Source organism: Yoonia litorea (assembly GCF_900114675.1).
Taxonomy (GTDB): domain Bacteria; phylum Pseudomonadota; class Alphaproteobacteria; order Rhodobacterales; family Rhodobacteraceae; genus Yoonia; species Yoonia litorea.
Map to the genome: position 1 here is coordinate 208,653 of NZ_FOZM01000003.1, position 22,718 is coordinate 231,370.

Below are 22,718 nucleotides of genomic sequence, written 5' to 3' on the forward strand. Positions count from 1 at the left end.
GCGACATCACCTCCAAGCAAGATCATGAGAGGAAACAAACACGCGAATTTGGGGCAAATTGTGTCGAGAGAATGTTTGTTTTGTAGAAAGATCGCGGTCCCAGCCGGCCTGTTTCAGCCGAATTTGGCGTGTTTCGCCACTTTCTCACGGCTCCGGGCGTGGTTTCAGCAATCTGAGTGCTCGACTTGGATTGTATCGCGATTCGAGAACAATCAGGCTTCAACGCATGGTTTAGCCCCGAGCGATCGTCAGACGGGCGATCAGACCAGCCTTTCCTTCTGCGAAACTCAAGCTCCCTCCGTGTTCCAATGCGATAGTAGACGCGATTGTTAGTCCCATTCCGTAGCCAGGGATTGGTGTGGCGTTTTTGCCTCGTTGGAAAGGAGCGGTCAGCGCGTTGATTTCGCTAATTGCGGTCGGGCCACCTTCGTCTTCAACAAGGATGTGCACCTGAGTTGCCTCTGTTTCCAAACGCACCGCGGCGCGGCGCCCGTATTTGAGGGCATTGTCAATTAGATTGGATAACGCGCGCTGAAGGGCAATCGGACGGGCGTGCACGATCACTTGTGAGGTGTCGGTCAATTCAGTGCTGCCACGGCGAGACATGAAAATGGATTGTCCCCCTTTTATGACGACGCGCTCGGTTTTCTCGAAAATAACCGGTTTATCGATGTCTGCGTAGTCCGCGACGGTTGCGTCGATCAGTGAGGTCAGAGAGACCCTTCGCGGTTCTTCCGTATTCAGTTCTGCGCGCGTGTAAGTCAGAACGCTTTCGATAATTCCGGTCATCTGATCAATGTCGGAGTCGAATTTTTTCCGCAACTCCTCGTCTGCGATCAACTCACTGCGTAGTTTCAGCCGAAGCGCAGGCGTACCGAGGTCATGGCTTACGCCGGACAAAACCATCGCACGATCTGCAAGGTGTTGACGCTGGGTATCGCGGTAATCATTCACGGCGGCAATGATCGCTTGGAGTTCTTCGGGACCCTCTCTTGCGAAATCATCAGCTGCACCGATCCGCCGCCTGGATTGCAGCAGTTCGGCAAAGGCGGTGAATTGTGCAGCCGTGTTTACTGCAATGCTTCCAAGACTGAAGAGTGCAAGGAACCCCAAGAGTGTTGCTGCTAGGCGGTTGTCATTCGGTGCCGCGTCGCACGACCAGACTGCGTCGCCCCTTACCCCGCGCCATGCAGTTTCACCGAAACTGACCAGCAGCAATGCATCGCTGCAATAGGTAGCGATCAGCGCAGTCACATCACCCATCGTTTTAGGCAGCGAATGTGCACCGCTTTGGTCAATTTCTGAGATGGGGTAAACCAGATCAGGCGAAAGAATTGCGATCCGAAGCGCCCCGGACGCCAGCCGGTCGGCAGGGTTCTCAGGCGTCGCGGTAAGGTAGGTGACGAAGATCGGACTTGGCGCAGCACGCATCCGCTCAAACTCGCCCGCCTCAGCGCGAGCCTGATCAGATTGTGAAAGCACGACTTCTGAAACTTCTGATGGCAGGGGGCGGTCGGAGCGAACAGACTCGAAGATGAGGACACCCATCTGTTCTGCACGCAGCAAATGCTTGTCCCATGCAGCCTTGGACGACAACCATAAGGCGGCCGTTCCAACGCCACAGAAAAATGCAACGACCGCAAGCGCAACGCCGCCAACCCTGAGGCTGCCGAGTGGCGATATCACGAGGGGGTCACTTCAACATCCGCAGCGAAGACATAGCCTACACCGCGTTGGGTTTTGATGAGCTTTGGATCCTTGGGGTCTTTCTCGATCTTATTGCGCAGTCGCCCGACCAGCACGTCAATTGCTCTTCCGCTTGAGTCACCATCAGTGCCAGTGACATCAAGGGCAGCTGCGATCTCTTCGCGGGTGAGGGGGATGTGCGGATTTGCCAAAAGCGCCTGGAGCAAGCTGATTTCACGTCGTGAAAGCGTAACCTGATAGCCCTCTGGCGACTTCACCTCGTCGCTGCGACCGTCGTAAAGCCAACCCGCAAAGGCAAATCGCGAAAGACGGCGCCTGTGAGCAAGCGAGGCAGTCCTGCGGGTGCGTGACATGACTGCTTTGATCCGAGCGAGAAGAAGGGACGTATTGAACGGTTTGGCAATATAGTCATCGGCCCCGACGGCATAACCTGCCATCCTTTGCTGATCGGTCGACAGGGCAGAGACCATGATAATTGGAACATCGTCATCCTCGCGCAGTTTGGCACAGATATCGATGCCGCTCTCGTCGCCCAACATCACATCAAGCAATATCAGGTCGATCCGTCCTGCGGTCATGTGCTTGCGGATGTCGGCCTCGTTGGCGGCCGGCAGTGCAATCAAGCCATTGCGCTGCAAGAACTGCGTCAGCATCGACCTGACTTCGGGGTCGTCATCGACAACCAGTATTCGCAGAATCGACACGGCCCGCCTCCCTCGCGCTGTGATCTTGTCATCAGAGGGTTTGTAACAACAGGCAACAAAATCAATCCAGATGTAACAACGTGTAACAGACCGGCATAATTTCTGCGGGCGGCCCTTGAATTGACGCCGTTTCATTATTGATCGAAGCGGCCCTCTCGCGGTTTGCTGCGGTGCACATCTAAGTGAGATGTCATTTTGGGAGGATCAAAGAATGACAAAATCCGTATTGGCGGTATCCGCATTGGCCCTTTGCGTCGCAGGCGCGGCACATGCTGGACCAGAGGCCGAAGTCTTGCACTGGTGGACATCCGGTGGTGAGGCAAAATCTGTTGCTGTTCTGCAAGAAGAGTTCGCAGCAAACGGCGGCACATGGACTGATATGCCAGTTGCTGGCGGCGGCGGCGATGCTGCGATGCAGGCGCTGCGTGCACGTGTTCTGTCTGGCAATGCACCAACAGCCGTCCAGCTGAAGGGCCCGGCTATTCAGGAATGGTATGAAGAAGGCGTTCTGGCCGATATCACTGCCGTCGCTGAAGCAGAGGGTTGGGCAGACGTTCTGCCAGCATCCATTGCAGGCCACATGCAGTGTGACGGCACATGGTGCGCGGCACCTGTAAACGTACACCGCGTCGACTGGATCTGGGCAAATGCTGACGTTCTGGAAGCAAACGGTATTGCGATGCCGACAACCTGGGAAGAATTCAACGCCGCCGCCGCGCAACTGCAGGAAGCTGGCATCATCCCACTCGCTCATGGCGGTCAGGCATGGCAGGACGCAACAGTCTTCGAAGCCGTCGCACTTGGCATTCTGGGTGCAGATGGGTTCCGCAAGGCATTCGTCGAACTGGACGAAGAAACACTGACATCGCCAGAGATGGTCGCTGTGTTCGACCAGATGCGTACCATGCGCGGCTTTGTTGACCCCAACTTCCCAGGTCGTGACTGGAACCTCGCAACGGCGATGGTCATGAACGGCGAAGCGGCCTTCCAGATCATGGGTGACTGGGCCAAGGGTGAGTTCCTGGCGGCTGGCAAAACACCTGGCGAAGACTTCCTTTGCGCATCTACGCCGGGTGAAGGCTTCCTTTACAACGTGGACAGCTTTGCGATGTTCGCCGTTGATGGTGAAGACAAGCAGGAGGGTCAGGCACTCTTGGCTGAACTGATCGTTGGCGAGAACTTCCAAGAGGTCTTCAACCTTAACAAAGGGTCGATCCCAGCACGGACAGACGTGGCTTTGGATGCATTCGACAGCTGTGCGCTTCTTTCGGCGGCAGATATGTCTGCGTCGAGCGAAAGCGGCTCACTTCTGCCGAGCTACGCGCACGGTATGGCACTGCGCGGTGCGCAGTCTGGTGCGATCACAGATGTTGTTACTCAGCACTTCAACTCTGACATGAGCTCCGAAGAAGCTGTGCAGCAACTCGCTGCGGCTGTTGCGAACAGCCTCTAAACACTGATCCCGACATTCATGCTAAACTCCCCCACCGCCTGCATTGGCGGTGGGTTCTCCAAACACACGAGGTCGCCAGATGCAGTTTCTAGAGCGAAACCTTCCCAAGATCATGCTTGCGCCATCCTTTCTTGCGGTATTGATCTTTGTTTATGGCTTTATCGCGTGGACTGGCTGGGTGTCATTGACACGCTCCCGTCTGCTGCCCCGCTACGACATCGAAGGTTTCATCCAGTATGAACGCCTTTTTGACTCACCCCGCTGGGATACAGCCTTCGGAAATCTCTTTCTTTTCGGTGCGCTGTTCATCGGCATCTCGATGATCCTCGGTCTGGTTCTCGCAATCTTCCTGGATCAGAACATTCGTGCCGAAGGTGCCATTCGCACCATTTATCTGTATCCAATGGCCCTTTCGATGATTGTGACAGGTACCGCATGGAAGTGGATCCTGAACCCCGGTCTGGGACTTGAAGCAATGGTGCGCCGATGGGGCTTTGAGGACTTCCGATTTGATTGGCTCGTGAATTCTGACATGGCGATCTATACCATCGTGCTTGCAGCAATCTGGCAAAGCTCCGGATTTGTCATGGCGCTGTTCTTGGCTGGTCTGCGGTCCGTTGACGGTGAAATTATCAAAGCCGCGCAGATCGACGGAATCCCGACCTGGCGCATCTATTCGGCGATCATCATACCGTCGATGGCCCCCATCTTCCTGTCCGCCTTTATCGTACTCGCACACCTTGCCATCAAAAGCTTTGATCTGGTCATCGCGTTGACAGGCGGAGGGCCGGGTTTCGCAACCGATCTGCCAGCCACCTACATGTTCTCGATGGCGTTTTCGCGCGGTGACATTGGTCAGGCAGCAAGCTCTGCCATGGTGATGATGGGCGTCGTCTTCGCGATTGTTGTGCCTTACCTCTATTCAGAACTGCGAGCAAAAAATGACTGATGCCGCTTTCACAAACACCCCAGCACGAACCCAAGGCAAAGCCGTTACGGTTGCACTGCGTTGGCTGCTCTATGTGCTGCTCATCGCCTTCGCGCTGTTCTATCTGGCGCCGCTTTTCGTCATGGTCACAACCTCGCTGAAAAGCCTTGAGGAAATCCGCACAGGTGACCTGATTGCACTGCCGCGCGAAGTAACATTCGATGCTTGGGCTACAGCATGGTCCGGCGCCTGCACCGGAATCCAGTGCGAAGGGGTCCGGCCTTACTTCTGGAACTCTGTCCTGATTGCTGTGCCTGCAGTCCTGATCTCAACCCTGATCGGTGCGATCAACGGTTATGTCGTCGCGCAATGGCAGTTTCGCGGAGCAAACGTCTTCTTCGCCTTGCTTTTGTTCGGTTGCTTCATTCCGTTTCAGGTCGTTCTTCTGCCGATGGCAAGGATGCTTGGTCTGATGGGCATTGCAGGGACCATTCCAGGCCTGATCTTTGTTCATGTCGTCTACGGACTGGGATTTACGACACTTTTCTTCCGGAACTATTACGTCTCAATCCCGTCTGAACTTGTCAAAGCAGCCAAGGTCGATGGCGCTGGATTCTTCCGGATATTCTGGTCGATTTTTCTCCCGCTTTCTCTGCCGATCATCGTCGTGACTGTCATCTGGCAATTCACACAGATCTGGAACGACTTCCTTTTCGGGGTCTCATTCAGTCAGGCGGGAACACAGCCCGTGACCGTTGCCCTCAACAATATCGTCAACTCAACAACCGGTGTGAAGGAATACAACGTTGATATGGCCGCCGCGATTATCGCCGCGCTACCGACGCTGATCGTCTACGTCATTGCCGGAAAATACTTCATCCGCGGTCTGACCGCTGGCTCCGTGAAAGGCTAATCACATGGCACCTATTCTTGATATCAAAGGCCTCTACAAAAACTATGGCAGCACAGAGATCCTTAAGGACATCAATGTCGCGATTGAGCCTGGCGATTTTCTTGTGCTGGTCGGCCCCTCAGGTTGCGGGAAGTCCACACTGCTGAACTGCATCGCTGGACTTGAGCCGATCACTGGCGGTTCCCTGAGCATTGGCGGGCAGGATATGTCAAACGTCAGTCCCAAGGACCGCGACATCGCGATGGTTTTTCAGTCTTACGCGCTTTATCCGACGATGACGGTCGCCAAGAATATCACATTTGGCATGAAGGTCCGCGGCGTGGATCAGGCCGAGCAGGACGCCAAGCTTGAGCGTGTGGCTGAGCAGTTGCAGATCAAGCCGCTCCTCAACCGTCGTCCCAGCCAGTTGTCAGGCGGTCAGCGCCAGCGTGTCGCGATGGGGCGGGCATTGGTCCGTGATCCGAAGCTGTTCCTCTTTGATGAGCCGTTGTCCAACCTTGACGCTAAATTGCGTGTCGAGATGCGTACCGAAATCAAAGCGCTTCACCAGAACCTTGGGGCCACGATGGTCTACGTCACCCATGACCAGATTGAAGCGATGACCCTTGCGACGAAGATTGTCGTGATGAAGGGCGGCGTCATCCAGCAAATCGGGACACCGTCAGAGATCTATAATCGGCCTGCCAACATGTTCGTCGCAGACTTCATGGGCAGTCCGGCGATGAATCTGATCCCAGCCAAGGCAACTGCGAACGGCAATGGAAGCGTCATCGAAATTACCGGCGCCGACGGGACGCCGATCACATTGAAAGACACCGGCACCTCTGGTTTGCCCAATGATGTGATCATCGGCGTGCGGCCGGAAGACATTGCCGAGGCTGGTCAGCGTAGCGGAGAGAGCCTGCAGCAGGCCGAGTGCCGCATCGATATCGTTGAACCTGCAGGCGCAGATACATTCGTTGTCACACATCTGGGCGGAAAGGCCGTCACGGCCCGATTGCATGCTGAGACGACGGCGAAGGCTGGACAGCCGCAGATGCTGTCCTTTGATCTGTCCAAGGTGTCCTACTTTGTTCCGGCGACGGGAGAGCGCCTCAACTAAAGGCGTTCTTTCACGAACCCGAACCATTCAGAGGTCGTGCTGGGAAACCATGCGCGGCCTTTTTCAATTCCGATGTCGGATCGCTACCCAGAAGCAAAGGAGTCTCGATTTCAGGATTTGCTGGCTGGGGTGGTAGGATTCGAACCTACGGTACACGGTACCAAAAACCGCTGCCTTACCGCTTGGCTACACCCCAACAGCGAGATGCTAGTTACTGTGAAGGCGAGGGCTGTTCAAGCCCCGAATATGAAAGAAATGCACCTAATCCGGTTTCTTTCCAAATCGCCCGCTCACCCGGTGTCCATTGCTCAACAAACCCATCTGGCATTAAACGATTGACCTGCTTTGACAGCTAGAACACGGCTGCATGTGTTTAAGCCAATCGGGGCGACCTAGCACTTTCGATAGAGCCAATCAGACGCGCAATGGGTCTGCCTTTGCAAGTCCGTCAAAAGCCATGAGGCTTTTTATGACGCCATCCATTTGATCAAGCGGAATCATATTCGGTCCGTCTGACGGCGCATTGTCCGGGTCCTCGTGTGTCTCGATAAAGACCGCTGCAATCCCTAGCGAAACAGCTGCGCGCGCCATCACAGGAGCGAACTCGCGCTGGCCGCCGGAAGAGCCACCTTGGCCACCGGGCTCCTGGACGGAGTGTGTCGCATCCATCACGACCGGGTAACCTGTCTTGGCCATAGTCGGTAACGACCGCATATCTGCGACCAGCGTGTTATAGCCGAAAGACGCCCCACGTTCGGTCAAGAGAATACGAGTGTTGCCGGTACTCTCGATCTTGCTGACTACGTTCGGCATATCCCAAGGTGCGAGAAACTGGCCCTTCTTGACGTTGATAACGGCACCTGTTTCCCCTGCTGCAAGCAATAGATCAGTTTGTCGGCACAAGAAGGCGGGGATTTGCAGGATATCGCAAACCCCGGCCACAGTGGCACATTGATCGGCTGTGTGAATATCCGTCAAAACAGGGCAGGAAATACTCTCTTTCACCGACTGCATCACCTTGAGCCCTTCATCCATGCCAAGGCCACGTTTTCCTGACAGTGAGGTCCGGTTCGCCTTGTCGTAAGAGCCCTTAAACACGAACTGCGCACCGTGCGCGGCACAGACCTCTGCCATGCGCCCGGCGATCATCTGTGCGTGGTCCTCGCTCTCCAGTTGGCAGGGACCAGCAATGACGAGAAGTGGGAGGTCATTGCTGACCTCCAAAGAGCCGATTTTGACTGTATGCATTATGAACTGACCTGTTCGCGTAGGACCGAAGCCGTGAGAGAAATCATCAGATAGACACCTGAGAAAATGAAGAAAGCCAAGAGCGTGTTTTCAAATGCCCTCGGATAGGTTGCCGCGTCAGGAATAACAGGCCTGACACTTTGAGAGAGGTAGCGAACCTGACGATTTGCCTCAATCCGCGCTGTTTCCATCTGGGTCAGCGCCTGCTGCACCATAATGGTTTGAAAGTTGTAGTTTTCTTCGGCGGTGCGAAGCTCGGTATTGCGTTCAGCAAGTGAGATACGGTCACCGTCGTTGCCTGTCAGTTGTTCGCGTAGGTCGGCAATCGCATCGTCAATGTTGCTGATCTGATCACGTAGGGTCTGGACCTGAACCTCGCTCGGGCGGTCCACGTTCAGACGTGACTGCAGGACCAATTCGAGGCGCTGTTTTTCACTTTCAAGACTGTTGATTTGTCCCATGCGCGCCGAAGTCTCACTGGCAGGGTCAATCTGGTCAACGCGTTCCTGGATCGCCAGCCATTCGGCCAGGGCTTCTGACCGCCGACGTTCGGCATCTTCGTAGCTTTGCTGTGCACCGCGCATCTGGTCGGCCCTCAGACGGCTGGTCAGCTGATCTACCTGCTCTTCGGCATACCCAATCAAGGCCAGCGAAAATTCATAGCTTTTGATCGGATCGGTTGCGACGACCTCCATGCGGATAATGCCTTCGGTCGGGTCATAACTAATCCGGACGTGATCCTCATAGAGGCCAAAAGCCTCTTCGTTGGTTGCACCTTCTGGCAAGCGCTGGATGCCATCGATAGCGGGATCGCTGAAATGCTCTTTGAAGCCGTGATCTTCGTCCAAGCGCAACATTGCTTCGCGTGACGCAAGATAGGACTGTACTGCGATACTGTCTTGTTGCGTCGCCATCGAGGTGCCCTGAAACAGTGTCGCGAGGCTGCCGCCCCCGCCGCCCTGCGGCTGGGCTTGCTGAATGACGATTTCCGAGTTTGTGGCATACATCGGCGTCGCAATATTGTAAAAATACCATCCCACAGCAAACGTGGGCAGCATGATGAAGACGGCTAGGCGTGTCCAAAGCAGGGCTAGTTTGCGCTTGCGCCGCCGTGCAATGTCGCGCTGGATTTGCAGGATTTCCTGCGCGTTGCGTCTTGCTGCCTCCTGAGAGGCCGGGTTCGGCAAGGCAACTTCGCCTTGCTTGGTTGTGTCCGGCAATTGAATGCGCACGCGCTTGCCGGATTGTTTGTCTTTGTCCGGCGCAACCAGATCGACGACAGAACTTCGCTGGAAGGGATCGATACCCGCCGCTCGCAATTGTCTGACGGCATCATAATCGGACGAGGCTTCAAATCCGTTTTTGACAGCTACGCGGCGGGCCATCCGAAGTTGTCGCGCGGTCAGGCCCTCTTTGCTGATCGCTTCGATCTGCTCTGCATGGGTCGGCTGGCGTTTCTCTGTCGCCTCCACCACTTCATCCGAAGAGGTTTCTTGCGGCTGCGCGCTTTCGGGCGAACTGCGCCGACGGATTTGAAACCGTTTAACCCTGGGTTTGGTAGTCATAAAGCACCCGTGCCTCTTCCAAGGAGTCAAACATATGCAACTGCCCGTTCTTTAGCACGGCCGCAGTTTTGACGAAACGCTCAAGCGTCTCGGGACTATGCGAAACGATCACCAGTGTCGCATTTTCCAGGCGTTGCCTGAGGATTTCGCCAGCTTTTCGGTTAAATTCTGCATCAACAGCGCCTGGCATCCCTTCGTCGACGAGATACATGTCGAAGTCCAGTGCAAGTGTCAGTGACATTGTGAACCGCGCGCGCATGCCTGACGAATAAAAACCAAGAGGCTGGTCGAAATATTCTTCCAGATCGCACAGCCAGCGGCAGAAGGCTTCGATGTAGTCGGGATCCAGACCGTAGAGCCGCGCTACATAGCGGCAGTTCTCCATTGCCGACAATTTCTGATTAACACCGCCTGTGAAACCGACCGGAAAGGATATGCGGCAATCCCGCCGGATCGTGCCTTCATCAGGTTTTTCCAGCCCCGCCATCATATTGATGAGCGTGGTTTTACCCGTGCCATTTGGCGCCAGAATACCCAGCGACTTTCCCAATTCGACCCTGAATGAAGCGCGATCAAGGATGACCTTGCGCTGGGTTCCGGTCCAGAATGATTTACTGACTTCTGAAAATTCCAGCATGTCGCTTTAGTATCTCTTGCTCGGTGCCATGTCGGTTTCTAGCGCCACGATGTGCAAACACCCTTTTCCTCTTCTTACCCCAGCATTGCGGCGGGAATATAGCGACAATTCTGTGAGCCTGACTGAGGTGTCACGTTGGCGTTTTGCACAGCGGCCTTACATAGGGTGGCATGACTGACCTTTCCGATTTGCAAACCCGCTTGCAAGACTGTCGCATCTGTGCGGAGCGTTTTGCAAAGACCGCGACGCGGCACGAGCCGCGCCCGGTTGTGTGGTTTGAGAAGGGCGCCCGGATATTGATTGCCAGTCAGGCACCCGGCGCGCGTGTCCATGAGGCTGGAATGCCGTTTTGGGATCGCTCCGGCGATCGGTTGCGCGACTGGTTGGGCGTAGATCAAGAGACCTTCTATGACCGGAAGCGCATCGCAATCGTGCCGATGGGGTTTTGTTTCCCCGGCTATGACCGTTCTGGAGCTGACCTGCCACCCCCGCCTGTTTGTCATCAGACCTGGCGGCGGGAAATCCTTGCCACGCTCGGCGATATACCGGTGACAATTCTGATCGGCGGTTATGCGCAACGCTGGCATCTGACAACGCGCGAGGGCGTCACCGCGACAGTGAAGCGCTGGCGCGACCTTGCACCGCGAGTCTTTCCCTTGCCACATCCGTCCTGGCGCAATACCGCATGGTTGAAGAAGAACCCGTGGTTTGTTGAAGAGCTCCTGCCGGAGCTACGCACAACGGTAGCAAAGGTGTTGGAATGACGGATCTTGATCAAGCACATGCCGCAATGGAAGCAGCGCCCGACGATGATGCCGCGCGTTTGCGGTTTTACGAACGGCTCGCTGATACCGAACTCTTCATGCTTCTCGGCGAAGAGGCCGCAGACGAGCAGATCACGCCAGAGCTGTTCGAGATCGAGGATCAGCGATTTACGCTTGTATTTGACCGTGAGGAGCGCCTTTCCCAGTTCGTGGGGCGTGTAGCACCCTATGCTGGCCTTCCGGGCCGTGCCTTGGTCCAGATGCTGCAGGGGCAAGGTATAGGCCTCGCGCTTAATCTTGAAGTTGCCCCGTCAGCGATGCTGATCCCGGCTGAAGCCGTTGACTGGCTGGTTCAGACTTTGGCGCATGGCCCGACCGAAGCAGAAGCACGCCTCACCGAGGTTCTGGCGCCGAAAGGTTTGCCAGAGACCGTGATTACGGCGCTCGACCGTAAACTGGCGATTGCAGCAGGACTTGCCCGATCCGCATACCTTGCCGCTGCGACCTACGAAGACGGGGGAAGAGGGCATGTGCTTGCCTTTGTTGACGCCGTAGACGGGTCAGAGAAAGCGCTTGCGTCGGCCGCAGGCGAGGCCCTCACCTTTTCGGGGATCGAAGCTGGCGCGATTGATGTCATGTTTATTAAGGCAAGTGACCCGCTTGCGGCACATCTTGCGAAAATCGGCCTCCGGTTCGATTTGCCTGAGCCAGCGACACCTCATATCCCCGGCGCGCCGGGCATGGATCCAGAAAGCCCGCCGAAGCTCCGTTAGTAACCGCGAGCGCGATCCACGAGATACTTAAACGGTTCGCCGCGTTCTCCGCGCAGTATGTTTTCGGCAATGACCTTTGCTGCGGTCTCCGGTCTCGTTGTCGACGCAATATGCGGCGTTACCGTCACCTTTGGATGAGACCAGAATGGATGATCTGGCGGCAAGGGTTCGGTCCGAAAAACATCCAGCGTTGCATGTGCGACTTGCCCGCGATCAAGCGCGGCGAGCAACGCACTATCGTCGATCAGGGGGCCGCGCCCGGGGTTGATGATGAAAGCCCCCTCTGCCAGCAAGCTGAAGGTCTTTTCGTTGAGGATGCCAGTGGTTTCGGGCGTTTGTGGCAATAACAGAATGACAATCTCAGCAGCAGTCAGTGCCTCTATCAAGCCCTCTTCGCCATGGAGGCATCGCATGTCAGGAACTGATTTCGCTGTACGACTCCATCCAGTCACGGGAAACCCTAGCCGCGCCAGCGCCTGCCCGCAGGCGGCACCCAACGCTCCGATTCCGAGGATTGTTACTGGGCGGTTCGTGGCAAGCGGTGGAAAGCTGTCGTCACGCCAGACGCCGTCCTGCCCCTTGATGTGGGTGTCCATGCCCAAGTGATGGCGCAGTGTGTGTCCTGTGACCCACTCGACCATCCCGTCCGTCAGACTTTCATCAACTAGCCGACAAAGTGGTTGGGTCAGTGTGTCATTGTTCACGATCGTCTCGACGCCTGCCCACAGCCCCATCACCGCCTTGGTTTTGCTATAGGGCCTGAAATCCGAAACCGGGCCATTTGGCGCGAAAACAATATAGTCGACTTCATCTGGCGAGTGATCCAGCGCAAGGTCGGCTGCAAGGCCCACGGCCGCGAATGCTGCATTCAAGGGCTGTTCGTATTCGCTCCAGCGGTCGCGGTGTGCGGAGAAGAGAATTTTAAGCATCAGCGTGGCCTATGGACATGTGCACTTTGGACCAACCCGAAGCCCACTAGCAGGACAAGCATCGCGGAGCCGCCGTAGCTCACCAACGGAAGCGGGACACCGACCACGGGCGCGAGACCGGTTACCATCGCCATATTTACAGCGAAAAAGAGGAAGAAGGTCATGGCAATGCCCAAGGTGAGCAACGCTGCAAAACGGTCTTTGTTTCCCAGCGCCGATACGACGCAGAAGACGATGATCAACAGATAAAGTACCAAAAGGGTGAATGCTCCAACGAAGCCGAATTCTTCGGCCAAAGTTGTAAAAATGAAATCCGTATGTTTCTCAGGCAAGAAATTCAGCCGTGATTGTGTCCCTTGCATGAAGCCGCGGCCTGTCCATCCGCCAGACCCAAGAGCAATCTTGGCCTGCGTAATATGATATCCCGCACCCAACGGATCATTCGACGGGTCGAGAAATGTATCAATCCGGCGGTACTGATAATCTTGCAGCAACTGCCACGGTGTTCCACGGCTTTGGAATACGGCAAGAATCGCTGCAACACCGCCGCCGACCACTGTCGCGAAATAAGCCCAATGGACGCCTGCCAGAAACATGATCGTCGCCCCACCAATGAGCAACAAGAGCGCGGTCCCAAGGTCGGGCTGGCCCAGCACCAACATCACCGGAAGAAGGATCAGCACGACAGGGACAGCCACCCAGAACGGGTGGGACGTTTTCTTGTTAGGCAACCAATCGTAGTAAGCTGCAAGAAACATCACCAACGTGATTTTGGTCAGTTCTGACGGCTGCAGCCGCATAAAGCCGATGTCAATCCAACGCTGGGCGCCCATTCTGACCTCTCCAAAAAACTCCACTCCGACGAGAAGCAGAACGGAGCCGGTATAGGCCAGAAACGCCATGTTCCGCCAAAACCAGATCGGAACCATGGCAACGATGAACATCAGAACCAGTCCGAGGATGAAGCGCTGCATTTGTGGCTCGACCCACGGACGGGTAGAGCCGCCAGCGACCGAATAGAGCATGACAAATCCGGCACAGGCGACAGCGACCAAAAGTATGATAATCGGCCAGTTCAGGTGCAGAACTTTCCGAAAGCCCGTAGGGACCGACTTCGTATTATGCTCCAGATAGCTCATGCGCGGCCCTGTACCTTCGCACCGGGCGGAATGCGCGCGCTGATGCGGCGTTGCTGCTCGGCGATCTGGTCCCTCACGTTGGAAGGATATGCTTCGAGAGGTGGCGGCCCGCCATATTGTGCCTGAAGCAAGATATCTCTGGCGATTGGCGCCGCTGCGCGTGATCCACCACCGCCATGCTCGACGACAACAGAAATTGCGTAGCGGGGTTTATCAAGCGGGGCATATCCGACGAACAGCGCATGGTCGCGACGTTCCCACGGCAGATCCTCGTTTCGAATGATACCTGCGGCGCGCTCTTCGGGCGTGATCCGCCGGACCTGACTGGTGCCGGTCTTTCCGGCCATCTTATGCGCATCATCCACAATACGTGACCCGTAGGCCGTGCCGCGCCGGTGATTGCACACATCGTCCATGGACGCCCGGACACGGCGGAGGACGTTTTCGTTGATCCCGAGGCTTTCGCCGATCCCGCTTGGCTGCTCAACACCATCAATCAGACGGACCAGACGCGGTGTCACCTCTCGCCCCGTGGCAAGTCTCGCCGTCATGACCGCCAGTTGAAGTGGTGAGGACAATACATAGCCCTGGCCAATAGAGGCATTAACGGTGTCGCCAACCCGCCATTCTTCGCCCCGCACCCGAGACTTCCACTCTTTGTCAGGCGCAAGACCTTCAGCAACCGCTGAAAGTGGTAGATCGTGCCGGATGCCGAGACCAAGCCGCCGCGCCATGGCCGCGATCTTGTCGATACCAACGCGCTGGGCGATCTCGTAGTAATAGCAATCGCAACTCTGCTTAAGGCTTTCATGAAGGTTGATGTTGCCATGACCACCGCGCTTCCAGCAATGGAAACGGATGTTGAAGACATCCGTGTAGCCGGGGCAGTAGACTGTCTCGTCTGCGGTGACGACACCTTCTTCCATTGCGGCCATGACTGTAACCATTTTGAAGGTCGACCCTGGCGGATAGGTGCCTTGAACGGCTTTCGCAGCCAATGGGCGGTATTTGTCGGCGTTAAGGGCATTCCAGTCAGGGACTGAAATGCCGCGAACAAAGAGATTGGGGTCAAAAGACGGTGCTGACGCAATTGCGCGCAAATCCCCGTTTTCGAGATCAATGACGACCGCTGCCGCTGACTCACCATCCATGCGGGCCTGCGCGTAGCTTTGAAGGCGGCTATCGATTGTAAGCTGGATATCTTTGCCGGGATCGCCCTCACGCCGGTCGAGTTCACGCATGATCCGTCCTGCGGCGTTGACCTCGATCCTTCGTGTGCCGGCGCTGCCGCGCAATTCCTGCTCAAGCTTGTTTTCAGCGCCTGTTTTGCCGATCTGAAATTTAGGTATTTGCAACAAGGGGTCCGGGTCTTCGATACGACTGAGGTCAAAATCACTGACAGGCCCAACGTATCCGACGACATGCGCAAGATCGGCACCCCAAGGATAGACTCGGCTGAGGCCAACTTCGGCCTGAATGCCGGGCAGGGCAGGGGTATTGAGATTGATGGCCGCGACATCCTCCCAACTTAGCCTGTCTGCAATAGTAACGGGTACAAATGGCGATCTACGCCGCATCTCTTCCATGGCGCGCGCAAGATCACCCGGTTCGATGTGAACAATTTCGGTCAGCTTGGCCAGCACTTCACCGACATCACCGGCATCTTCGCGGATCATGATGACCCGATAATTCTGTTCGTTATCTGCAACGGCAATGCCGTTACGATCGAAGATCACGCCGCGCTCAGGCGGAAGCAACCTGATATTGATGCGGTTTTCCTCTGCCAGGAGGCGGAATTGGTCGGCCTGCTCTACCTGCATATCCCTCAGGCGGTAACCGAGTGCGCCAACGATACCAAGTTGCACGCCGCCCACGACAAAAGCACGCCGGTTAATTGTGCGTGCGCTTTGAATTGTGTCTTTGGCGGAGCGTTTCATAGCAGTTGTCCCTTGCTACCCATTTCGCCGCGGGCAGCCCGTCTGATGCCGAACAAGTAATACGCCAAGACAACGACGACTGGATAGAACAGGATTGTCGCAACCAGCTCAATCAAGGAGAGGCCAAGCGGTGGCCGTGGTGCTGCGGTGACTGTCAGGACGATCCTGTTGATCAAAGTGACGGTGACGAGCCCGCCCGCAATTGTGCCCCACTCCACAAGGAAGGCCATGTTGCGGAACTCGCTATGCTGGCGTCTGATGACCTCGGTCAGAACAACAACGAGTGCTGCCCAAAGTCCCGGTGGTCTGAGGAAAAGAAGATCTGCCATCAGGAAAACGATCGCCACCACGAACACCGGGAGCACTGCAGGCCGCCGCGCAACCCACACCAACGTAACCAGGAGAAGAATATCCGGTCCAGCCCAAGCTGTCGGCCGCAGATCAAGCGGCACAAGGTCGACCACGATCAGAACAAATGCGAGCATGACAAAGATGGCGCGCATCATCCACGTCTGGCTATCGATACGCTCAGCCATCTTCGTCCTCCCGCTGGACAAGGGTCGCGGGGTTGAAGAAATTTGGCACAGCAGGGCCGTAAAACTCGCCTCCTGGTGTCACGAGCCCGTCTGGGTCGGCAATCTGTCCATGCGGCTGTGCTCTCAAGACCCGGAGAAACTCCAATCTGCCATAGTCAGCGGCCAGGCGGACACGCATCCGTCCGTCTGTTCCCAGAGCAACCTGACCAACCAGAAGGTCCGCGGGAAACACACCGCCGTCGCCTGACGAGACGACACGATCACCGGGACGGACGAGTGCGGTGTCTTCAAGAAAGTCGAGCGGGGGCGCAAGCGTATTGTCTCCGGCTAGGATCGCACGCTGCCCTGACGGTTGGATCGTTACTGGAATCCTGCTGGAGGTATCGGTCAGGAGCATCACGCGGCTGGTTTCGTTACCGACACCGGCGATCCTGCCCACAAGGCCGATCCCGTCCATCGTGGGCCATCCGTCAACGATCCCGTCGCGTGCCCCGACATTTACAAGAACGGACTGCCGAAAGGGCGACCCACTATCAGTAATGACGACCCCGGTGACATATGTCAGTTGCGGATCAAGACTTACGTTGTTGAGGTCAAGCAGCTTGGCGTTTTCTTGTTCTAGCTGCAGCGCGGCCTCTCGCCAGGCTTTCATTTGCTGGAGCTCGCGTCTGAGATCCTGATTTTGCGCGCGCAATTGCTGATAGCTTTGAAAATCGCTGATCAGATTGGCCGCCCCGGTAATCGGGGCCATTGCCCAAGCAAACGAAGGCACAAATGTATCAATGGCTTGGGCACGCAGACGCTCGACCCGCGGGCTGTCAATGCGCCAGACGAGAAAGAGGCCAACAAGGGCCAAGACCAGAACACCGACAAGCAATCTGCGGATCGGGCCGATATAGTCTTCGTTGGATTTGTCCCGTGCCAAGGGCGGTTGTTCCCTCGTGTGTGGTGCTAGCTGTCGTAGTCTATCACATGCCGGAGCTGTTTTTCATATTCCAGTGCGCGACCAGTCCCCAATGCTACACAATTGAGTGACTCGTCAGCGACAGAAATGGCAAGGCCGGTCTGCTCGCGCAGCGCCAGGTCCAGTTGCCCCAGAAGCGCGCCGCCACCGGTCAGCATCACGCCACGGTCAACGATGTCGGCAGCGAGATCGGGAGGGGTAGCTTCAAGCGCTGTCATGACAGCTTCGCATATCTGTTGCACCGGCTCGGCCAGCGCTTCGGCAACCTGGGCCTGCGTGATCTCGGTCTCTTTCGGAACCCCGTTCAAAAGATCGCGTCCGCGGATGTGCATCGACTGCCCCCGCCCATCGTCAGGCATTCTTGCTGTCCCGATCGAGGTCTTGATGCGCTCTGCGGTGCTTTCCCCAATGAGCAGGTTATGCTGGCGACGCAGGTAGTTGATGATGGCTTCATCCATGCGGTCACCGCCGACGCGGACGGATCGCGCATAGACGATGTCGCCAAGCGACAGGACAGCGACTTCGGTCGTGCCACCACCAATATCGACAACCATACTACCTGTCGGGTCGGTGATCGGCATACCCGCACCAATGGCTGCAGCGATTGGTTCGGCAATCAGGCCTGCGCGCCTTGCGCCAGCAGACAAGACCGATTGGCGGATGGCGCGCTTTTCTACCGGTGTCGCACCGTGAGGAACACAAACGATGATCTTCGGCTTTGAAAAGGTCGAGCGACGATGCACTTTCCGGATGAAGTGCTTGATCATTTCTTCCGCCGTATCGAAGTCGGCGATCACACCATCGCGCATCGGACGGATTGCCTCGATACTACCGGGTGTCCTGCCCAGCATCAGTTTTGCATCCTCGCCAACTGCCAGCACCTTCTTCACGCCGTCTTTGACGTGGTAGGCCACCACAGAAGGTTCGGAAAGAATGATCCCTTTGCCCTTCACAAACACAAGCGTATTCGCTGTGCCCAAATCAATCGCCATGTCGGACGAAAACAGTCCACCTAAGCCTAACATCTGCGCGGCCTTCCCCAACCCAATGTGATTCCCCTGCGCGCGCTGAGCTGCGCAGGTCCCAAAGCGTTATAAAGCGCAGGCGCTGGGGATAGAACCCCTCGTTTTCCGCAACGCGGCGGCATTTCGCTGCTATCATTTTTTCAACCTAATGAGGGTGGATTATGGCCAGAGATGAGATTTACTTGCACGAAAGCGATTTAACGCGGGTGCCCGCCTAGAACAACGCACGCTCTAAGACGCCGCTCACAAAAGAACGGCAGCACAGGTTATGTGCTGCCGTTCATCAAGCTGAGTCGTTTCTGAAGCTATGCGTCTTTGTAGCTAACGCCCTTCACATCATATCCTGGACCTGATTGCTGCCGTCTGACCAGCAAGCGGTTGAGAGCGTTGATATAGGCTTTGGCGCTGGCCACGACCGTATCTGTGTCCGCCGACTGACCTGTCGCAATCCGACCTTCTTCTTCCATGCGGACGGACACTGTCGCTTGTGCATCCGTGCCTTCGGTCACCGCACTCACCTGATAAAGTTGCAGTCGCGCACCATGGTTGAAGAGCGCTTTGACAGCGTTGAATGTCGCATCGACAGGTCCATCGCCTGTTGCTGTCGTGCTTGCGTCCTCGCCGTCAATCTCCATGACCATCTCTGCGGTCTGGGGCCCATCAGTGCCGCAGACCACGCGCAGGGACTTCAGTTTCAGTCGGTCGTCGCCACTTTCGTTTTGGCTCAGAAGCGCCATCAGGTCGTCGTCAAAGACTTCCTTTTTGCGATCAGCCAAATCCTTGAAGCGCACAAATACGTCGTTGAGTTGATTATCAGCCAGATCGAAGCCGAGTTCGTTCAACTTTGCGCGCAATGCTGCACGACCGGAGTGCTTGCCCAAGGGCAGAGACGTCCCCGACAGACCAATATCTTCCGGCTTCATAACCTCAAAGGTCTCGCGGTTCTTCAGCATGCCATCCTGATGGATACCGCTTTCATGTGCGAATGCGTTCTTGCCGACAATGGCCTTGTTGAACTGAACAGCAAACCCAGAGACGGTCGCGACCCGCCGAGAGATATTCATGATCTTGCGTGTATCGACGCCGGTGTCGTAGGGCATGATATCGCCGCGTACTTTGAGGGCCATCACGACCTCTTCCAAAGCGGTGTTACCAGCGCGTTCGCCCAGACCGTTGATCGTGCACTCCACCTGACGCGCGCCACCTGCGACGGCGGCCAGCGAATTCGCGGTCGCCATACCCAAATCGTTGTGACAGTGCGTCGCAAAGACGACATCTCCAGCGCCCGGAACCTCGGCAATAAGACGCTTGATCAAGTCGGCGCTTTCAGCCGGAGCGGTATAGCCGACCGTGTCGGGGATGTTGATCGTTGTGGCACCTGCCTTGATCGCGATTTCAACGACGCGGCAGAGGTAATCCCATTCGGTGCGCGTGGCATCCATTGGTGACCATTGCACATTGTCACAGAGATTGCGTGCGTGGGTCACGGTATCGTGGATGCGCTCTGCCATTTCGTCCTGCGTGAGGTTCGGGATGGCGCGATGTAGTGGCGAAGTTCCGATAAAAGTGTGAATGCGCGGCGATTTTGCGTTCTTCACTGCTTCCCAGCAGCGGTCGATATCCTTGTAGTTCGCCCGGGCCAATCCGCAGATCGTCGCCGATTTCGCATTTGCTGCAATCTCGCTGACTGCCTTGAAGTCACCTTCAGAGGCAATAGGGAAACCTGCTTCGATGATGTCGACGCCCATTTCGTCGAGCAGTTCAGCGATTTCCAATTTTTCGGCATGAGTCATGGTCGCGCCAGGCGATTGCTCGCCATCGCGCAATGTCGTGTCGAAGATCAACACACGGTCTTTTGTCATCTCTGAATTCCTTTGTCCTTAGCGTGAAATTTCCGGCGCTGGTCCCCTCTGAGCGGTCGCGCCGAATGGCACGCTCAGAGGCTGCTAAGGAGTAGGATGTCGCGCAGAAGCAGCCCAGAAAGGGCCGACGATGTGATATGTGCGCAGTTCATCATGTGCGCGACTATACAATCCTGAAGCCGCTTGAAAAGCCTCATATGCGCTCCGCGCGGGAGTTTTTTGGCCAAGATGAAGGGGGAGCATTGGTGGAAGGCGTCCGAACCCGCACTAGCTCACTGCGTTATGACGGATGATTTGAACAAGCGGGCGCTGGTCATCGGCGCGAGTGGTGGCATTGGTTCTGCGGTTGCAGGCTCGCTTGAAGGGCGCGGCTGGGACGTCGTGCGCCTATCGCGGCGGGAACACCGATTTGATGTCACTGATCCCAATCGCGTTGCCGAGGCACTCGAAGGTCTCCAAGGCACATTTGATCTGATCTTTGTCGCGGTGGGTATTCTGGCCGCCCCCGACGGTGCACCAGAGAAAAGCCTGGATGCCATTGAGGCGGAAAGCATGCAGCAGGTTTTCGCGGTCAATACGATCGGGCCGGCCCTTATTCTACGGCATGCCGCTGATCTTCTGTCTCGTGACCGGCGCGGCGTGATTGCGACGCTTTCAGCGCGGGTTGGATCTATCGGCGACAATAAAATTGGTGGATGGTACAGCTACCGTGCATCTAAAGCTGCTTTGAACCAGATCGTTCACGGCGCGGCAATTGAGCTTGGCCGGACACACAAACAGGCCATTTGCGTAGCACTTCACCCAGGCACCGTCGAAACGCCGTTTACCGCCAAATATGCTGGCCGACACAAGACTGTGCCGGCTGTTGAGGCGGCGAAGAACCTGATCGCATTGGTGGAAGGTCTGACCCCCGATCAAACCGGAAAATTCTTCGACTATGCGGGAAAGGAGATCGTCTGGTGAGACTTGTTCTGGTTCTTGGAGATCAGCTGTCGCCTGATCTTACCGCGTTGCAAAAGACAGATAAAAGTAATGACGTGGTGGTCATGGCCGAGGTTGCTGATGAAGCAAGCTACGTCCCGCACCATCCCAAGAAGATTGCCTTCACCTTTGCTGCCATGCGCAAGTTTGCCGAGAGCCTACGCTCTGATGGCTGGACCGTGGCCTACACCAAGTTGGATGATCCGGACAATTCCGGCAGCATTACAGGCGAGCTGCTGCGTCGCGCCGAAGAATATGATGCGGCTGGCGTGGTTTACACGGAACCCGGAGAGTGGCGTCTGATCGAAGCGTTGGGCGATCTGCCGATCAAATCTCACAGTCTTCCAGACAATCGTTTCATTGCCTCGCACGATGAATTTGATGACTGGGCCGATGGGCGCAAGGCGCTCCGGATGGAGTATTTCTATCGCGAAATGCGCCGCAAGACGGGGTTGCTCATGGACGATGATCAACCCGAAGGCGGCAAATGGAACTATGACCACGAAAACCGTAAACCAGCCCCTGACGAGGTCTCATTTGGTGGGCCGATGCAATTTACACCGGACGAAACCGTGCAAGAGGTTCTTGATCTGGTCGCCGCTCGGTTCGGAGACAATTTCGGCTCACTCGAGGATTTCTGGTTCGCCACTGATGCCGGGCAGGCCAAGAGACAACTTGCACACTGGTTGAAGGGGGGGCTGCCAAAGTTTGGTGACTTTCAGGATGCGATGCTGGGGGACAATCGTTTCCTGTATCATGCGGTGATCGGCCTTTATATCAACGCTGGATTGCTTGATCCTCTTGAGGTCTGTCAGCGTGTTGAAGAGGCCTATAAGTCAGGAGACGCACCGCTGAATGCGGTTGAAGGCTTCATTCGGCAGATTGTCGGATGGCGGGAATATGTGCGCGGTATCTACTTCCGCGAAGGTCCCGATTACACGCGGCGAAATCAGCTAAATGCGCAGCGCAAGCTTCCACCTGTCTATTGGGGTGGTGAAACCAAGATGCGTTGCATGGAGAGAACTGTCGCCCAGACAAGAGACGAGGCCTACGCCCATCACATTCAGAGGCTCATGGTCACAGGCAACTTTGCACTGTTGGCAGGCATTGATCCATCAGAGGTGCACGAGTGGTATTTGGCTGTTTACGCGGATGCCTACGAATGGGTCGAGGCACCCAACGTGATCGGGATGAGTCAGTTTGCCGACGGAGGCATCATCGCGTCGAAACCATACATTTCGTCAGGCAACTACATCAAGAAGATGTCCGACTACTGCGGTGATTGCGCCTATCGTGTGCAAGACAAGACCGGCGAAGATGCGTGCCCCTTCAATCTGCTTTACTGGCACTTTCTTGACCGCCATCGCGAACGCTTTTCCGAAAACGGTCGTATGGGGAACATGTATCGGGTTTGGGACCGCATGGATGAAGAAAAGCGAAAGACAATCCTGTCAGAGGCTGATGATTTTCTCGATCGTCTGTCAGCAGGCGAAGCGGTCTAGCTGTCTGATGAAACGACAAAGCCCGCCGAAAACTGGCGGGCTTCAATCA

20 protein-coding genes and 1 tRNA gene are annotated in these 22,718 nt (G+C 56.1%); 8 read left to right on the forward strand and 13 right to left on the reverse strand.

Annotated features, from left to right (window positions below):
- Positions 1-231: 231 nt before the first annotated feature.
- Complete coding sequence (locus BM316_RS14180) at positions 232-1,686, reverse strand: sensor histidine kinase (RefSeq protein ID WP_090209919.1); 1,455 nt, start codon at positions 1,684-1,686, stop codon at positions 232-234.
- Complete coding sequence (locus tag BM316_RS14185) at positions 1,683-2,411, reverse strand: response regulator (RefSeq protein ID WP_090210414.1); 729 nt, start codon at positions 2,409-2,411, stop codon at positions 1,683-1,685. Before BM316_RS14185 ends, BM316_RS14180 begins: the two co-directional genes overlap by 4 nt.
- A 211-nt stretch (positions 2,412-2,622) precedes the next feature.
- On the opposite strand from BM316_RS14185, the gene BM316_RS14190 reads away from it, so the two are divergent.
- The 4 genes from BM316_RS14190 to BM316_RS14205 all read left to right on the forward strand — a co-directional run bounded on the left by BM316_RS14190 (position 2,623) and on the right by BM316_RS14205 (position 6,807).
- A complete protein-coding gene (locus tag BM316_RS14190; protein ID WP_090209921.1) occupies positions 2,623-3,864 on the forward strand; it encodes an ABC transporter substrate-binding protein in 1,242 nt (413 codons plus the stop codon).
- Positions 3,865-3,943: 79 nt separating this feature from the next.
- Entirely contained in the window at positions 3,944-4,813 is an 870-nt protein-coding gene (locus tag BM316_RS14195) for a carbohydrate ABC transporter permease (protein WP_090209923.1), read from the forward strand.
- Positions 4,806-5,705, forward strand: a complete 900-nt coding sequence (locus BM316_RS14200; protein ID WP_090209925.1) for a carbohydrate ABC transporter permease — start codon at positions 4,806-4,808, stop codon at positions 5,703-5,705. The genes BM316_RS14195 and BM316_RS14200 overlap by 8 nt, the downstream gene beginning before the upstream one ends.
- A 4-nt stretch (positions 5,706-5,709) precedes the next feature.
- Positions 5,710-6,807, forward strand: coding sequence for an ABC transporter ATP-binding protein (locus tag BM316_RS14205; protein WP_090209927.1), 1,098 nt, complete (start codon positions 5,710-5,712; stop codon positions 6,805-6,807).
- Positions 6,808-6,928: 121 nt separating this feature from the next.
- Here the strand turns inward: BM316_RS14205 and BM316_RS14210 are convergent.
- The 4 genes from BM316_RS14210 to BM316_RS14225 all read right to left on the reverse strand — a co-directional run bounded on the left by BM316_RS14210 (position 6,929) and on the right by BM316_RS14225 (position 10,257).
- Positions 6,929-7,003, reverse strand: a tRNA-Gln gene (locus BM316_RS14210).
- Positions 7,004-7,221: 218 nt separating this feature from the next.
- Entirely contained in the window at positions 7,222-8,055 is an 834-nt protein-coding gene (kdsA, locus tag BM316_RS14215; protein WP_090209929.1) for a 3-deoxy-8-phosphooctulonate synthase, read from the reverse strand.
- The gene (locus BM316_RS14220; protein WP_090209930.1) at positions 8,055-9,620 is read right to left on the reverse strand and encodes a KpsE/RkpR family capsule polysaccharide export protein; all 1,566 of its coding nucleotides are present in this window, start codon (positions 9,618-9,620) and stop codon (positions 8,055-8,057) included. The genes kdsA and BM316_RS14220 overlap by 1 nt, the downstream gene beginning before the upstream one ends.
- Positions 9,598-10,257, reverse strand: a complete 660-nt coding sequence (locus BM316_RS14225) for an ABC transporter ATP-binding protein (protein ID WP_090209932.1) — start codon at positions 10,255-10,257, stop codon at positions 9,598-9,600. The genes BM316_RS14220 and BM316_RS14225 overlap by 23 nt, the downstream gene beginning before the upstream one ends.
- A gap of 170 nt (positions 10,258-10,427) precedes the next feature.
- Between BM316_RS14225 and BM316_RS14230 the strand changes: the two genes are divergently transcribed.
- Entirely contained in the window at positions 10,428-11,021 is a 594-nt protein-coding gene (locus BM316_RS14230; protein ID WP_090209933.1) for a uracil-DNA glycosylase family protein, read from the forward strand.
- Positions 11,018-11,794 carry an SseB family protein gene (locus BM316_RS14235; RefSeq protein ID WP_090209936.1) on the forward strand — a complete coding sequence of 259 codons (777 nt, stop codon included), beginning with the start codon at positions 11,018-11,020 and terminating at the stop codon, positions 11,792-11,794. Before BM316_RS14230 ends, BM316_RS14235 begins: the two co-directional genes overlap by 4 nt.
- On the opposite strand, the gene BM316_RS14240 is transcribed toward BM316_RS14235, so the two are convergent.
- The 7 genes from BM316_RS14240 to BM316_RS14270 all read right to left on the reverse strand — a co-directional run bounded on the left by BM316_RS14240 (position 11,791) and on the right by BM316_RS14270 (position 20,186).
- Positions 11,791-12,723, reverse strand: a complete 933-nt coding sequence (locus BM316_RS14240) for a 2-hydroxyacid dehydrogenase (RefSeq protein WP_090209938.1) — start codon at positions 12,721-12,723, stop codon at positions 11,791-11,793. The genes BM316_RS14235 and BM316_RS14240 overlap by 4 nt on opposite strands.
- Positions 12,723-13,862, reverse strand: a complete 1,140-nt coding sequence (gene rodA / locus BM316_RS14245) for a rod shape-determining protein RodA (protein WP_090209940.1) — start codon at positions 13,860-13,862, stop codon at positions 12,723-12,725. The genes BM316_RS14240 and rodA overlap by 1 nt, the downstream gene beginning before the upstream one ends.
- The gene (gene mrdA / locus BM316_RS14250) at positions 13,859-15,799 is read right to left on the reverse strand and encodes a penicillin-binding protein 2 (RefSeq protein ID WP_090209942.1); all 1,941 of its coding nucleotides are present in this window, start codon (positions 15,797-15,799) and stop codon (positions 13,859-13,861) included. Before mrdA ends, rodA begins: the two co-directional genes overlap by 4 nt.
- Positions 15,796-16,335, reverse strand: a complete 540-nt coding sequence (locus tag BM316_RS14255; RefSeq protein ID WP_090209944.1) for a rod shape-determining protein MreD — start codon at positions 16,333-16,335, stop codon at positions 15,796-15,798. Before BM316_RS14255 ends, mrdA begins: the two co-directional genes overlap by 4 nt.
- Positions 16,328-17,260: a rod shape-determining protein MreC gene (mreC, locus tag BM316_RS14260; protein WP_090209945.1), complete on the reverse strand. Its 933-nt coding sequence runs from the start codon at positions 17,258-17,260 to the stop codon at positions 16,328-16,330. Before mreC ends, BM316_RS14255 begins: the two co-directional genes overlap by 8 nt.
- A gap of 26 nt (positions 17,261-17,286) precedes the next feature.
- Entirely contained in the window at positions 17,287-18,324 is a 1,038-nt protein-coding gene (locus tag BM316_RS14265) for a rod shape-determining protein (RefSeq protein WP_090209947.1), read from the reverse strand.
- A 305-nt stretch (positions 18,325-18,629) separates the two neighbouring features.
- A complete protein-coding gene (locus BM316_RS14270) occupies positions 18,630-20,186 on the reverse strand; it encodes a 2-isopropylmalate synthase (protein WP_090209949.1) in 1,557 nt (518 codons plus the stop codon).
- Positions 20,187-20,468: 282 nt separating this feature from the next.
- Between BM316_RS14270 and BM316_RS14275 the strand changes: the two genes are divergently transcribed.
- Both BM316_RS14275 and BM316_RS14280 read left to right on the forward strand, forming a co-directional pair.
- The gene (locus BM316_RS14275) at positions 20,469-21,149 is read left to right on the forward strand and encodes an SDR family NAD(P)-dependent oxidoreductase (RefSeq protein ID WP_090209951.1); all 681 of its coding nucleotides are present in this window, start codon (positions 20,469-20,471) and stop codon (positions 21,147-21,149) included.
- Positions 21,143-22,669, forward strand: coding sequence for a cryptochrome/photolyase family protein (locus tag BM316_RS14280; RefSeq protein WP_090209953.1), 1,527 nt, complete (start codon positions 21,143-21,145; stop codon positions 22,667-22,669). The genes BM316_RS14275 and BM316_RS14280 overlap by 7 nt, the downstream gene beginning before the upstream one ends.
- The last annotated feature ends 49 nt before the right edge of the window (positions 22,670-22,718 follow it).